General features: G+C 33.9%; 12 protein-coding genes and 1 pseudogene. 7 read left to right on the top strand and 6 right to left on the bottom strand.

The genetic code is table 11. From position 1 onward, the window contains the following. The first annotated feature begins 17 nt into the window (after positions 1-17). The 5 genes from AWM71_RS07300 to AWM71_RS07320 all read left to right on the top strand — a co-directional run bounded on the left by AWM71_RS07300 (position 18) and on the right by AWM71_RS07320 (position 5,667). The gene (locus AWM71_RS07300) at positions 18-953 is read left to right on the top strand and encodes a manganese-dependent inorganic pyrophosphatase (RefSeq protein WP_060777315.1); all 936 of its coding nucleotides are present in this window, start codon (positions 18-20) and stop codon (positions 951-953) included. A gap of 193 nt (positions 954-1,146) precedes the next feature. After that, the gene (locus AWM71_RS07305; RefSeq protein ID WP_060777316.1) at positions 1,147-1,830 is read left to right on the top strand and encodes a response regulator transcription factor; all 684 of its coding nucleotides are present in this window, start codon (positions 1,147-1,149) and stop codon (positions 1,828-1,830) included. A gap of 15 nt (positions 1,831-1,845) precedes the next feature. Then, positions 1,846-2,760 (top strand): sensor histidine kinase, encoded by a 915-nt coding sequence (locus AWM71_RS07310; RefSeq protein ID WP_060777317.1) that lies wholly within the window; start codon positions 1,846-1,848, stop codon positions 2,758-2,760. Positions 2,761-2,894: 134 nt separating this feature from the next. Beyond that, positions 2,895-3,644 carry an ABC transporter ATP-binding protein gene (locus AWM71_RS07315; protein ID WP_060777318.1) on the top strand — a complete coding sequence of 250 codons (750 nt, stop codon included), beginning with the start codon at positions 2,895-2,897 and terminating at the stop codon, positions 3,642-3,644. Between the two features lies 1 nt (position 3,645). Continuing rightward, positions 3,646-5,667 (top strand): FtsX-like permease family protein, encoded by a 2,022-nt coding sequence (locus AWM71_RS07320; protein WP_060777319.1) that lies wholly within the window; start codon positions 3,646-3,648, stop codon positions 5,665-5,667. A 116-nt stretch (positions 5,668-5,783) separates the two neighbouring features. Here AWM71_RS07320 and AWM71_RS07325 read toward each other — a convergent pair whose 3' ends face one another. Continuing rightward, complete coding sequence (locus AWM71_RS07325; RefSeq protein ID WP_060777320.1) at positions 5,784-6,503, bottom strand: MurR/RpiR family transcriptional regulator; 720 nt, start codon at positions 6,501-6,503, stop codon at positions 5,784-5,786. Between the two features lie 182 nt (positions 6,504-6,685). Here AWM71_RS07325 and AWM71_RS07330 point away from each other — a divergent pair, with 182 nt between their 5' ends. Together AWM71_RS07330 and AWM71_RS07335 are read left to right on the top strand one after the other, a co-directional pair. After that, complete coding sequence (locus AWM71_RS07330; protein ID WP_060777321.1) at positions 6,686-8,563, top strand: flavocytochrome c; 1,878 nt, start codon at positions 6,686-6,688, stop codon at positions 8,561-8,563. A 17-nt stretch (positions 8,564-8,580) separates the two neighbouring features. After that, a complete protein-coding gene (locus AWM71_RS07335) occupies positions 8,581-9,915 on the top strand; it encodes a GntP family permease (RefSeq protein WP_060777322.1) in 1,335 nt (444 codons plus the stop codon). 539 nt (positions 9,916-10,454) lie between these two features. Here the strand turns inward: AWM71_RS07335 and AWM71_RS07340 are convergent. The 5 genes and pseudogenes from AWM71_RS07340 to AWM71_RS07365 all read right to left on the bottom strand — a co-directional run bounded on the left by AWM71_RS07340 (position 10,455) and on the right by AWM71_RS07365 (position 15,125). After that, on the bottom strand, positions 10,455-10,838 hold the full coding sequence (locus tag AWM71_RS07340) for a hypothetical protein (protein ID WP_060777323.1): 384 nt from the start codon (positions 10,836-10,838) through the stop codon (positions 10,455-10,457). A 1,071-nt stretch (positions 10,839-11,909) separates the two neighbouring features. Continuing rightward, the gene (locus AWM71_RS08505) at positions 11,910-12,215 is read right to left on the bottom strand and encodes a topoisomerase C-terminal repeat-containing protein (protein ID WP_236701172.1); all 306 of its coding nucleotides are present in this window, start codon (positions 12,213-12,215) and stop codon (positions 11,910-11,912) included. Between the two features lie 51 nt (positions 12,216-12,266). Continuing rightward, positions 12,267-13,697 (bottom strand): annotated as a pseudogene (locus AWM71_RS07355) (DNA topoisomerase); the annotation flags it as partial. A 117-nt stretch (positions 13,698-13,814) separates the two neighbouring features. After that, entirely contained in the window at positions 13,815-14,348 is a 534-nt protein-coding gene (locus AWM71_RS07360) for a hypothetical protein (RefSeq protein WP_060777327.1), read from the bottom strand. Positions 14,349-14,363: 15 nt separating this feature from the next. Further along, positions 14,364-15,125 carry a relaxase MobL gene (locus AWM71_RS07365; protein WP_158320039.1) on the bottom strand — a complete coding sequence of 254 codons (762 nt, stop codon included), beginning with the start codon at positions 15,123-15,125 and terminating at the stop codon, positions 14,364-14,366. Positions 15,126-15,135 lie beyond the last annotated feature (10 nt).

Here is a 15,135-nt window from a genome sequence, read left to right on the forward strand (position 1 = left end):
AGAATAGAGGGATAAATGTGAAAAAAGTTTTAGTTTTTGGTCATCAAAATCCAGATACTGATGCCATTAGTAGCGCCATTTCTTATGCTTATTTACTCAACCAAATAGGAGTAGCAGCTGAGCCAGTTGCTCTAGGAGAATCAAATGCCGAAACGAACTATGCCTTAGAACACTTTCATCATACAAAACTTCGTGTGGTGAACAAGGCGAGCGAAGAGACAGATACCGTTGCTCTTGTAGATCACAACGAATTCCAACAATCTATTTCAGATATTCAAGAAGTAACTGTTTACTCTGTTGTAGACCACCATAAAGTCGGAAACTTTGAAACTGCTGCACCACTTTATTATGTAGCTAAACCTTACGGATGTACTCAATCTGTCATCTATGGCCTCTATAAAGAACATGGCCTTGCTATTCCTAAAGATATTGCCGGCTTAATGTTATCCGGGATTATTTCCGATACCCTTCTTTATTCTAGCCCAACCTGCACCGATCAAGATGTAGCGATTGCTAAGGAATTAGCCAAGATTGCGGATGTTAACGATGAAGAATATGGGCATGAAATGCTAAGAGCAGGGGCTAACGTGGATGATCGGACAACTGAAAGCATCGTAGACGGCGATGCTAAATCCTTCACCATTGCAGGCAAAGAAATTCGAGTAGGTCAAGTAAACTGCGTCGATGTCAAAGACGTGCTCAAACGTAAAGAAGAAGTGCTCAAAACTATGGAAAACTTCAACCAAGAAAACCATTACGATGCCTTCTTCTTAGTGATTACCAATATCTTAACCAACGATTCAGAAGGTTTACTGGTTGGGGATGATGCCCTCGCTGGTTTCTTCGAAAAAGCCTTCAACAGCACGCTTAGCGACCATCAAATGGCTTTACCTGGTATCGTTTCTCGTAAAAAACAAATTATTCCTCCATTAACCGCTGCTTTTGAAGGTTAATCAGGAATAATAGATCTTTTTTAAGCGTCCTATTCCCTTCGAATAGGGCTTTTTTGTTGTAAAAAGCAGGTAGAGAAGGGAAAATGTCCCTTTCTTTGAGATGGACTTAAAGAGAAGGAGCATAACATGGTACAATAAAAGCAAATTATTTGATAGCTATACGAAAACTGGAGACTGTTAAGGAGGTTAGTCCATGAAAATTCTCATTGTAGAAGACGACCAAATCATTGCCCAGACCCTACAAAAAACCTTAAGGAGATGGCAATTCGATGGAGTAATAGCCGATGATTTTTCAAATATTGTTCATTTATTTCAAGAGATAGCACCCAAGCTTATTTTAATGGATGTGAATTTACCCACTTTTAATGGCTACTACTGGTGTCAAAAGATTCGAGAAATTTCAAAAGTTCCCATTCTCTTTATTTCTTCTCGAACAGAAATTATGGATATGGTGATGGCTATGCAGATGGGAGCAGACGATTACATTCAAAAGCCCATTGATTTAACGCTCTTAGTGGCCAAAATCCAGGCACTTCTAAGACGATCTTATCAGTTTTCCATGGATATTCAACAACTGACTTACCAAGCGATCACCTTATCTCTAAGTCAAGGAAGCCTATCTTACCATGATCAGTCATTGACTTTGACGGGAACGGAACTCAAACTTTTAGAGCCTCTCTTTAAAGAACCCGAAAAGTTTATTAAAAGACAAACCTTGATGGAAAACTGTTGGCTAGGGGATGACTACATTGATGACAATACCTTATCCGTCAATATGTCTCGCTTACGCAAAAAATTAGCCACTCTAGGACTAACACAAGTGATTGAAACGAAGAAGAATTACGGTTATCGGTTAGTCTTTCGAACCGATCAATGAAAGAAGGGCATAGACATGTTTAAAGCGTTTTTGAAGATATATTGGTCAAGACTTTTACTAGTCGGAGAGCCTTTAGGAATATTTGCCCTTATTTTTTATTTAATAGATGGCAATTGGGCCTATTATCGATTGGGGGCTGAGCTTAGTTTATTTTTGGTGGGGATTTATTTGGCATTTAGTTTTTTATTCTTTAAGAAGCAACGATCCCTCCAAGACCAATTAAAAGAGAGTCAAGATCAGCTGAAGCAGTTAACTTACCAATCCAAGAAAAATTACCAAGAGATGGAAGATTACTTTATCACTTGGGTTCATCAAATCAAAACGCCCCTAACAGCCTGTGATCTTCTTTTGAACAGTGAGCAAGAAAACCGCATTACTTTGTTAAGGCAAGAGCTGATTATGATTGAAAATTATACCAATATGGCCATGAGCTACCTTAAATTGAAAAATCCGTCCGCTCAGTTAACCATAACAAAAGTACCTTTGGATCAACTTCTAGCTCCTCTTCTCAAAAAATATCGTTTATTTTTTATTGACAAATCAATTCACTTACATTATCAGCCCATCCTGGATGAAGTCGTCACAGATAATCAATGGACCAGTCTCATGATCGAGCAAGTTTTAAACAATGCTCTTAAATATACCTCAAAAGGGGATATTTGGATAGATTATCATATTCAATCAGAGAAGATAGGATTACTCCGTATTCAAGATTCTGGCATAGGAATTTTGGATGCAGATCTTCCAAAAATTTTTTATAAAGGTTTTTCCGGCTATAACGGCGCTATGAATCAAAGGTCATCCGGACTAGGGCTCTTTCTGGTTAAACAAATAGAAGGCTACTTAAATCAACCTGTTTATGTTTCCTCTAGCTTAGGGAAGGGTACATGCTTTACGATAGAACTCCATCGACAAATTCACTTTGAATAATCAAAAGCTCTCCCTTACAAAAGTGTAAGGTTAAGAGCTTTTTTGTTAGTTAAGCGCAAAGCTTCCCTTTTATAGAAGGCATATACTGTTTATAACCACTTAAAGAAATAAACAGAACCAAAGGAGGAAAGAACATGTTTTTAGAAGTGAAAGACTTACAAAAAGTCTATGGTAAAGGAAGCGGTCAAACTATAGCGCTTCGTCAAATTGACTTAACTGTCAAAAAAGGAGAATTTGTGGCTATTATGGGGGAATCCGGCTCTGGAAAATCAACTCTACTTAACATTATTGCGACGTTAGATCACCCCACCCACGGTCAGGTTCTTTTAAATGGAAGAGATATCACTCAATTAAAAGAAAAGGAAGTTGCTGCTTTCAGACGCGAAAAATTAGGATTCGTATTTCAAGATTTCAATGTCTTAAATACTTTTAACAATCGAGATAACATTTTACTCCCTCTGGTCTTATCAAATGTATCTCTTAGAGAAATGGATAAAAGATTGAGCCAGTTAGCTCCCTCATTAGGAATTGAACAATTCTTGGATAAGTATCCTTTTGAAATATCTGGCGGTCAGAAACAGAGGATAGCCATCGCTCGTGCGCTCATTACGCAACCAGAGATTATCTTAGCGGATGAACCGACAGGCGCTTTGGATTCACATACTTCTGACCAGATCATGACCCTCTTTCAGCAAATTAACGCACAAGGGAACACTTTATTGATGGTGACACATTCTGTTCGTTCAGCAGCATACAGTCAACGAGTACTCTTCATTAAGGATGGCGTCCTCTATAATGAACTCTACCGTGGAGAGGATTCTAATCGAAATTATCAAGAGCGGATTGCAAATGCACTTTCTCTTTTAAACAAAGGGGGAGCTTAAGATGCGAAGGGGACTCTCTTGGAAATTTGCTTTTCAACAACTTGGAACTTTAAAACATTTAAGCCTTCCTTTTATTTTGTCCAGTGGAAGCATGTTCAGTTTGGAGTATATTCTGATATCTTTGATGAATAACGAATACGTGAACAAGCGACATGAAATGTTACCTATGTTGATCAAGATAGCGATCATTTTAGTGACTGCCCTAACGATGATTTTTGTCCTTTACGCCAATAATTTTTACCATAAACAGCGGCGAAAGGAATTCGGCCTTTATACAGTCTTAGGGTTAGAAAAGCGACATATTAGGGGAATTTTAGCCAAAGAAAAAATGCTACAATTTGTCTGTTTAGCTCTTTTTTCTACGATAGGTGGTCATTTATTGGGAAAACTCATTTTTATGGGCTTAAACAAATTAATGAATGATACTGGAGCTACTCTAATGGATTATCCTTTTAAGTGGAATAGTGTCCTTATCACTTTAGGGCTTGTAGCGGTTACTTTATGCCTATGTCATTTTTTGAACTCTTGGTCCATCTATCGGCTGTCTCCTGTAGAATTACTTCATACACAACATGTTGGGGAGAAAGAACCACGATCGAAAAAATTATTAGGACTTGTAGGACTCCTCTTAGTAGGGAGTGGCTATTATATCGCTCTAACCCACGCAGACAATGTCCTTTCTGCTTTGCAAATGATTTTAGTGGCTATTCTTTTAGTTATGGTAGGAACTTATGGCATCTTTATGTCTGTGACTATCATGATTTTAAAAGGATTGAAACGCCATCGCTCCTTCTACTATCGTCCCGTTCATTTTCTGTCGATTTCAGGCATGCTCTCTCGAATGAAGTCCAACGCCATCTCCTTAGCTAGCATTTCTATTTTATGTACGGGAATTTTGCTGACACTCGGATTAACCCTATCTGTTTATCGCGGCATAGAAGATCAAATTAATCACTCAAATGCTTATGACTATACCTTTGTTCAAAATGAAGAAGCACAAGAAGGGAATAAGGACACCTTAAATCACGTATTGGGTCAAGTTAAAGACTATGCTAAGGTCCAAGACGCCACTATCACACAAGAATATTTAGAATTTGTTTATGTCCAAGGTGAAAAATTAGAAAAGCTCCCGAACATTAACGAAGTTGATAGTTCTTCCATCAATGAAAGACAAATTTATGCTCTTCGTGCACTTTCACTCAGTGATTTTAATGACTACTATCATCAAAATTTCCACTTGGAAAAGGGGAAAGTCTTAATGACTGCCACCACTAAGGAAAAAGCTGATCTCAAAGAACTAACTATCATGGATAAGTCTTTTAAAGTTCAGCCCATTACTGAGGATTTTTTGAATACGGGTTTAGCAGTTGATCACTTCCTTATTGTTTTTCCAGACTCTGTGCCTTTAGATCAATTCAATGATTTTTACAATCTGAAAGTAGAAGTTAACCATAAACCGACTATAGAAGGTCCTAAGTATTCCTTGAGTTTCAATGTTAAAGGGAGCAGCGAAGAACTCGATAAACATAAAGAGGAACTTGAAAAAGAGTATCATCTCTCCATAAGTTCCAGAAAAGAAAAAGCTAAGTTGATTTATGAATTAGATGGGGGGTTGCTCTTTTTAGGATTAGTCGTTGGTTTGATTTTAGTGATTGGAGTAGGGCTTATGCTCTATTATAAGCAAATCTCAGAAGGGCAAGAAGATCACGAAAAATTTGTTATTATGGGGCAAATCGGATTACCTGACTCTCTAATCAAACAAACCATTCGCCGGCAAATTCTCACCATATTCTTGTTGCCGATCTTATTTGCTTTAGCAAATATTGCTATTGCTTCTAAAATCTTACAAGCACTTCTTCGTTTAGTAGCCGTTCGAGATATTATGTTGGTTCAGTTTAGCTTTTTAGCTGTTACGATAGGTTTTGTCGTCCTATACGGGGTCTTTTACGGATTAACTTCCCATACGTATTATCAGCTCGTTCATCCAGGGAAACACAAAGACTCAATTATAAAGTCTATTTAAAATAATATAATAATTATCAAAAAGCATCTTATCTTGAGAACGATGAGATGCTTTTTAAATAATCATATTTACAAATTTAGCTTTGATAAAGAGAAAAGTAATTTCATAGAAATGAATCATTGTAAGAATGTAGAAGAATTTTGCTGATCTTCTATTTTTTTCATTGTATAAGCAATTAATATTTCAAAATAAATAAGAGTTCTTCCAAAAAAGAGCTGTGGTTTATAAGTGTTATAACGAAAAATCGTATAGCTCTCTGTACAAATAGTTAAAGAAGCAGTTTGACTAAGTTCGGCACTAGGGTTGCCTGTAAATAAAAGAGAAGTGACACTATTTTTAGAAGCAATATGTGCTAAATGTAAAAGATACTCTGTATTACCAGAATTAGAAACAAAAACAATAAGGGCTTTATCAGAAAATTGTTGCTGAATAAATTCTTCGTAGGTATTGCAAATCGTACGAAATCCAAATGCTGTTAATAAATCCGACATATAATGAGCTAAATGCAGAGAAAATCCTACTCCCATAAAAACAATAAGTTTATCTTGATAAGTGATCAACAATTTAGAAAATTCTTCACCGTATTGCTTAATAAGTGATGATTCTGTCATATTTGAACTTATTTTTTCTCGTTCGCGATTAAATGAAAACAAAAGCTCACTATAACCAGAAAAATGCATTTTTTTTGCAAGATGAATAATAGTAGCAGGGGAAACAAAAGTTTTTTCTGCCAATTCACGAATAGTAATTTGTGCAGGTGCTTGTGTTAAATAAGTCAAAATATTAATTTCGGTAGGCGTTAAATGAAATTTAGTAATAACGTTATCAAGATTCATGACGCACTCCTTTCTAAATTATTTATCTTATTATAGCATGAAGCAAATAAACTCTTAGATGTGTTTATTTATTTATTGAACATGTTCAATACTAACTTCCAAAGGTAGCTATTTTTAAATAAAATTTGTTATAGTATTCACGAAGTGTGCCACACGAAAAAATAAAATATGGGGGTTGTATTATGACAAAAGTGAAATTTATACCTGGAATATATAAAACACGTGCCACTGGACATAACGGTTCTTTACCAATGGAAGTGGAGTTATCTGAGAAACGAATTGAAGCTATTCGTATTGATACAAGTGGAGAAAGTAAAGGAATTACTAATCCAGTTTTTGAACGCATTCCAAAATTTATTATTGAGGGACAAACATTAAATGTAGATACTATTAGTGGGGCTACAGTGACTAGTAAGGGAATTTTAGAAGGGGTTGCGCAAGCGATTCAAAAAGCAGGAGTTAATCCAAAACTTTTACAACAAAGAGACAAATATCCAGTAAATCAAAAAGAATATCCTTCAGAAAAACAAGTTGATGTGCTAGTTATCGGTTCAGGAGGTGCAGGCTTATCTGCAGCTATTTCTGCTCTTGATGAGCACGCAAAAGTTCTAATAATAGAAAAATTTCCTTCATTAGGAGGAAATACGACACGCACAGGAGGACAAATGAATGCAGCTAATCCTTCTTGGCAAAAGCAATTCAAATCTTTCCCAGGTGAAAAAAAGAATTTGGAAAGAATTTACAATATGAAAGAAAAAGATATTCCTTATGACTATTTACCAACATTTAAAGCTTTAAAAAAGGAATTGAATATATATTTTGAAGATATAGAAAATGGTAAAGATTACTTATTTGATTCAGAAAATCTATTCTGTATACAAACTTTATTAGGTGGAATTCGAACAAATCTAGATGGGAAAAAAACACAAGGAAACTATGAATTAGTATCCAATTTAGCACATGAAGCTGTTCATACAATTCAATGGTTGAAAGAGAAAGGGGTTAGTTTTAGTGAAGATCATGTGACAGAACCAGTAGGAGGTTCCTGGAGACGTGCAATTGAGCCAAATCCAGTTGGCGGATACGGATTTATTCATCCACTTCAAAACTACTTTATAAGTCACGGCGGTGAAATTTTTACAGAATGTAGAGCAAAAGAATTACTCATGAAAAATGGCAAAATTACTGGAGTAAAAGCAGAATTTTATAATGGAAGTCCAATTACTATTAATGTAAAAAAAGGAGTAGTAATGGCTACTGGGGGATTTAGTGCAAATTATGAAATGATCAAAAAATACGATAATTATTGGGGCAATTTACCAGAAAATATTCCAACTACTAATTCTCCTGCAATGACAGGTGATGGAATAAAAATGGGGTTAGCGGTAAATGCTGATGTGGTAGATATGGAATTTGCACAATTAATGCCAAGTGCAGATCCTATTACAGGAAATATTTTTAGTGGAATTGATTGTCCGCCATCAGATTTTGTATTTGTAAATACAGAAGGTAGAAGATTTGTTAATGAATACGGAACAAGAGATGAATTATGTCAAGCAATTTTCGATCAGGGGGGCCTTATCTATAATATATCAGATAAACAAATAGCATCTACTCGATTTAATTCTACTGATGAACAATTAGAAAATGATATTAAAAATAAAGCTTGTTTTAGAGCGAATACTATTCGAGATTTAGCTGAACAGATCAATATCGACCCTGATATTTTAGAAGAAACCATTAAAAATTATAATCATTATGTTGAAGAAGGAAATGATCCAGAATTTAATAAAAGTTCCTTTAATTACAAAGTTGAAGTCCCACCTTTTTATGCAACACCAAGAAGTCCTGCAACGCACCATACGATGGGGGGATTAAAAATTAATGTCAATGCTCAAGTCTTGAATAAAGATGGCAATATAATCAATGGATTATTTGCAGCCGGGGAGGTCGCTGGAGGTATTCACGCTGGCAATCGCTTAGGTGGTAATGCGCTCATTGACATATTTACTTATGGAAAAATAGCAGGGAAAAATGCTGTAAAAAATAATCAAGAATAAAGGAGGAAAATCACATAATGGAAATTATTGGTATAATTGGATTAATTATAGCGATAGTAGGAATAATTTATCTTTCTTTTAAAGGCTTAAATATGGTTGTCGCTGCACCTATAGCAGCTTTACTCATTATCTTATGTAATCAAATGAATATTTGGGGGACCTTCATTGGACCAGAACATTCCTATATGGCAGGATTAGCAAGCTTCTTAATTAAAAATTTTGGAATTTTTATTCTTGGAGCTATTTTTGGAAAGTATATGGACAAATCACATGCCACAGTTTCTATTGCAGATTTTATCTTATCTAAAATAGGAACTGATAGTCCTTATAAAGTTTTAGTTGCTTTAACTTTAATTGGAGCTATTTTAACATTTGGAGGAATTAGTATATTTGTCGTATTCTTTACATTGATTCCTTTAGCTCGGCCAATATTTAAAAAACTGGATATTAATTGGAAGCTTTTGTCTATCCCACTTTATTTAGGTGCTGGGACATTCACTATGTCGATGATTCCAGGGACTCCTTCTGTTCAAAACGCTATTCCAACAACAGTATTAGGGACTAAACTAACAGCTGCGCCAAGCTTGGGAATTATTTCAACAATCATCATGCTAGTATTTGGCTTATGGTATATGAAAATAGCTCTTAAAAAAAGTCAAACAAATGGAGAAGGATTTTATAGTTATTTAGATGAAGGAGAAAAGAGACCAGATGAAAATGATGAAGAATTAGTAAAAGAGAATCTTCCGTCTTTTATGATAAGTATTTTACCGCTTATTGTTATGATAGCAACCATTATTTTCTTCAACAATGTCAAAAATATTATTTTAATTGCTTTAACTTTTAGTATTGTTTTATGTGCGATTTTATTTAGAAAATATTTACCTAATCAAATCGATGTTTTAAATGCAGGTGCAATAGGGTCCATTGGATCTTCTTTTGTAGCAGCAAGTGCAGTAGCATTTGGAATGGTTTTAACAAACGCACCTACATTTAATATCGTTAAAGAATTTATTTTACATATTCCTGGACCACCTTTAGTTAGCTTAGCGGTTGCAACTTCTATTCTTTCTGGAGTAATGGCTGCTTCAGGTTCTATTGGAACAGTAATCACACAATTAGCACCTACATATTTAGCTATGGGCATACCTGCTGAAATTATTCATAGAATTGTCGTTATCGGAGGCGGAGTTATTACAGTAGTTCCGCAATCTGGAGTTGTTTTAACATTTAACACTATTAGTGGCTTAAACTTTAAGCACGGATTTAAAGAAGCGTTTATCGTAAGTAATGGGGGATTCCTTATTTCTTTAATTATTACGGTTATTGTTGCTCAACTTTTTTATCTGTAAATTAGTATTTAACAATATTTATAAAATACCTCTAAAAGTTATACTTTCAGTCCGACTTTTGGAGGTATTTATTTTGTCAAAATTTTCTTTAGATTATGTTTTTTTATTTCACACGAATGATACCGATCCTTGTAGGTTAAGAATAACTAAGAGAATGGGAGAAGTGATTAATTTTAAAAATAAAGGTCTGAAATTAAAATCTACTAATAACTTTATATAATGTGTGTTATGTTAACTAAGTATTGTGAAAAAACTAAAGTGAAATAAATAAGTTACTCACCAATTAACAACATATAATTTATGCGAAGATCTAAATTAATTTAAACAAAGGCTGTCAATTTAAGACCGCCTTAATCTATGCTTTCCTTTATTTTATTTCATCATGATTAGAATTTCAACATCTATTTTTGAATAACATGTTTAATATTATGTAAAAGCTGCAAATGGTGCAAAAAAACAAACCACGCGCTTTTAACTTATTTTTGATATATTAAAGCGTATTAGTTTGTTTTTAGTATCTAATCCCAAATACTCCCAAATTATTTCGTATTTTTTCGATTCGACCGGTAAAAATGGATATATTGAGTATATTCTTTTGCATAATTATCAATATAAGGTTGATAAAAAATACGAATTCGTTGGTAAATACTGTAGTCATTAAAAGAATATAAAGGTTTAATTCGATGCGTATCAATGTGATAGTTTAACTGCGTAGGTGACATAGAAAGAATTTCTCTGGCTTTTTGAGGCGAATAAGCGTATGTATCATCTAATTGCCATTTTAAAAGATTAAAGAAATCTTCAGGAGACAGTCTAGTAATACTGTGTTTAATAAAAGTAAGAGTGTCTGTATTAGTGGATTGAAGCGTGTGGTAAATCTGTTCGATGGATTTGTTTGTAGAGTCTTGTTGCTTTCTTTTCATTGAAAACACTCCCCCTTTCTATTACCTTTGCTGCTTTTAGTGCTTCTTGACAGCTTTTTCTTCCAACGAAGGTACTCATTCTTTTAAAAGCTTGAAAAGCACTTGTGTAAGTTACTGTAGCTAGTTTTTCAAAACGAAGAAGTGTCTTAAAATGTTGTATTCCAAAATATTTGGCGATGTAAGGAAAAGAAAATTTATGTTCAAGACTTATTTTTATTGCCGTGTTTCGAAGAAATGTAGGAGTTAAAGGAGAACAAATAATTTTTCCTAAGAAATGGAGATAATCATAGATAATAGATTCCTTTATGAACGGAAAGAGATAATGTGAAGTTAATATATTATCGTGTTGTTTGCTCCAAGCAATAAGGTAAATCCTTGCTCTCCTCTGCAAACGCAATATTTCGTTTTCTATCTCCTTGTCCTACCCAAAAATTGCCATTTTTATGATCAATATCAGTTGTTTTAATATTTAATACTTCTCTGATATAAAGACCCGTTATTAATCATAAGAGAAATAGCAGCTTTATAAGTTATAGGAATGGAAGAATTTTTTAAAGCTAGTTTTAAACGATTAATTTTATAAAGAGATAAATGTAAAGGTAATGGCTGATGTTGCGCTTACTAAACAGTGGTAAATAAGGTCCCTCAATAAATCTTAAATAGCGAATAAAGCTATTTATAGCAGCAATTTCAAAGTTTATGAAACCTAAAGTCTTTTTTTGGGACATACTTTCAGAAATATATAATCGAAAAGCTTTCCTTAATTCTCTTGGATGAAGGAATAATTTCCTTTGATAATTATTAAAGTAAATTTTTGGAATTCTGTTCAAAATATACCGATAAGATTTCAATGTAGAAAAAGAAACGTGCCTAATAGATAGCATGTATTGAGCATACGTCATTGTATTATCCATCATAATAATGAATCCCTCCTTTTTACAAGTTATAAGTAAGTATAACAGATAATAAAAAGAAGGGATTTTTACATATTTTTCAGAAATGAAAGGTGAAACGGATGTAAAAGTTATTATTTAATAAAAAGGTCCGACCTGTTTCGTTGAAATCTCATGTTTAATCCTCAAAACAAAAACTTAATTTTTTATCGTTTTGAAGTACTAAAATAGCTTCAAATTTCTTTTTCTTTTTACTTACGAAAGTCTTCTTTTTTGTTCGACCACTCGTCAATAACTCTTTTATATCCGATAAGGAGAGTTTGCCTCCTGCTATAGTTTTAAAAATATAAAATTTCTCTGTATTATTGCTTATTTCAAAACTTTTATTTTTTTCTATTACTTGATACCCATTAATACATGCTGTTTTATCAGTATTAATCCCTTTGACTTTTGAAGGGTCAATTGCTTTTACTTCTTGTTGCATTTTGTCAAAAATGCTAGGGATTCCTTCCTTAATTTTACCAATGAAAGTTGCAGAATCATTTTTCCCCTCCCCTATTCCTTTCAAGTAAATTTCCCACTTTGCTGTCATTTCAGGAGAGCCTACTAAAAGATTTTTGGTGTAATCGTAGAGTAATAACCCTCTTGGGGTTGGAACAAGTTTTGTTTTTCCGTCATTTTTTATATATTCCCTTGATTTTAATGTTTCTATTATATCTGCTCGTGTGGCTGGTGTTCCTAGATTTAATTTAGCCATCAAGCCAGTTTCACTAACCAATTTGGCTTCAGTGATTTGTTGAGGAGGAGTCGTTTCTTTAGATTCTACTTCAATTGTAAAAGGTATTGTTTGTCCTTTCCCTAATTTAGGTAAACTTGAATTTCCTTTCTTCTAAGAACTTATATCCGCTGTTATCACTTTCCATCCTTCTTTAAAAGATTCATTTCCATTCGTAACGAAAGGAATTCCGTTTGCATTAATTTTTACAGTAGTTTTATAGTATTGATAATCTTCTAAAAATATTGCAAGGGTTTGTTTGATAATTGCTTTATAAACTTTCTCTTCAGTTTCTGTTAGGTCTTGGATTTTATCGAAAGAATCAGTTGGAATAATTGCATAGTGTTCTTTGACTTTATCAGAATCCACATATTGTTTTCTGGGTTCTCTATGTGCAATTGTTAAATTGGTGTGGATGTAGTCTTGATATTTATCAATATTATCTAAAAGATACTTAAATTCATTATCTGTAATAAGTGAGGAGTTCGTTCTAGGATATGAAGTAAGTCCTTTAGTGTATAGGGTTTGAGCAATATATAACGTTTTTTTAGCGGTATACCCGAATTGAGTACTACAATAACTTTGCAATCCACCTAAAGAAAACAGATGAGGGGTACATTTAGCTTTCAATTCTTTTTCAACGGATTCAACTTGTACTTCAGATATTTCATTTAAGGAACAGCGAGCGACTAATTGCGTCACTTCATTCTTATCAAAATACTTTCTATTTTCTTTATCTTCTACAAAGCGAATGTCTTCATTATTCACTTTAGAAGTTCCTATTAACTGATAGTAGGGAACAGGTTTAAAATTTAAACGCTCTAAGTAATTCTTACATATCAGTGCATTAGTGGGCGTTTGAACTCGTCCGATTGACCAAGGCTTCCCTTTAGGCGAATGAATTTTTTGTGATTGAAGCAGGAGAGAAAAATATCGTGTTAAATTCATTCCAATAAGCCAATCAGCGGTTTGCCGAGTTCCTGCTTCTACAAAGTAGTTAAAGGTTTCTTTACTATCTCTCAACGAACGAAACCCTCTTTTAATTTCTTTCTCTTGCAAAGAATTAATCCACAAACGCTGTTTGGGCTTTTTCCAAATATTTGATCCACACATTCTAAAAATGCTATAAGCGATGTTCTCTCCTTCTCTATCTGGATCTGTCGCTATGATAATCCGATCCGCTTTTTTAATTGTCCTTTGACAATATTAAATTGCTGACGAGTGGATTTATTAATCCAATATTTCATTGTTTCAGGGATAATGGGTAAGTCATCAATTACCCACTTTTTATATTTCTCATCGTAGACATCAGATTCTACTAAAGATACTAAATACCCAATTCCCCAGGTAACTATAGAATGACTTTCCTTTTTCTCCTGTTCCACAGCGAGAGAGAACAAGATAAATGACTTGATCAAGTTGATAAACAGAATTTGCAAAACTTTTTAAATATGATTTTTTAATTGATGGTCTAAATAAGGAATAAGCGTGACTGAAATCTTTCACCTCATAGTTTTGATAAATAAACGGTGAGGATGGCATAGGTTGAGATAGATGTTGATTGGCATTGAGTTTATATTCTGGAGATAGCAATTCTTTCACCGCCTCTTGAAAAGGCAGCTGATAGTAATATTCAACGAATTTAATAGCATCTCCCCCCTCAGATGTTGAAAACCGCTGCCACTGTCTTTTGACATTACCTGGAAATAGAACCAAACTATCCATTTCTTTTAAATGAGGATTCTCAGGGGACCCTTCTAACTCAATTCCTTTGGCTTGACAGTAATCAACTAGAGAAACAGATTGAGCATTTTTGATTTCTGCTTTTGTAAACGGCTTCATTCTTTAATCCTCCCTCTAACGCTCTTGTGCGCGTTCAACATCAATCATCATGTCGTGATAATCTCGTAAAGCCCTTTGTCCTTCTTCATACGCACTTTTTCGTAAAACACGAGTTAATTCTCTTTCTGATCTTTTACCGGCTATCCATAATTTTTTAGCTAAATGAAATCTTTTTTGAACCTTTTTATTAAAAGGCTGACTTCTTATTTCTCTCCATAACTTATCTTTGGGATGACTTTCCCTAAAACGCTTGATTTTTTTTGCTCTATCTTCTCTATCAAAAAAAGGCATTTCTTTTGAAAATACCTTTTTTGATTCATGTTCTTTTTTATCGCTATTCTGTGAAAAATCACTTAATGAATATTTTTTATATCGACCTAACTCTTTTAATACCGCATTACCTAACCGCTCTTGTAAGTCTTTTTTTCGCGTTGCTTTAAATTCTCCACTAGGATCCTTCTTCTTCCCATACATTTTTATAAATTCTTCATTGAAATGATTGATCAACCGATCAAAATTTCGTAATTCCTCTTTAAGAGCTGGATCTTTTTCAGCTAATTGTTTAGGAATAGTGTCAATGAGATTTCTCACTTTTTTGTAGCTGAAGTGATTAAATGCTACTTTTTTATACCAATCTGGTTGGACATGTTGATCAAGCCACCCAATAACAGGATGATAAACAGGATTTTCGCTTTTCCTTTGAAGATAGCTTTTCAAGTGATTAAGTGCAGAATCACGCTGACGAGAAACAGCAATAAATAAATCATCCATTTGCATTAATTCTTGC

It is taken from the genome of Aerococcus christensenii (genome assembly GCF_001543105.1).
Classification (GTDB): Bacteria; Bacillota; Bacilli; order Lactobacillales; family Aerococcaceae; genus Aerococcus; species Aerococcus christensenii.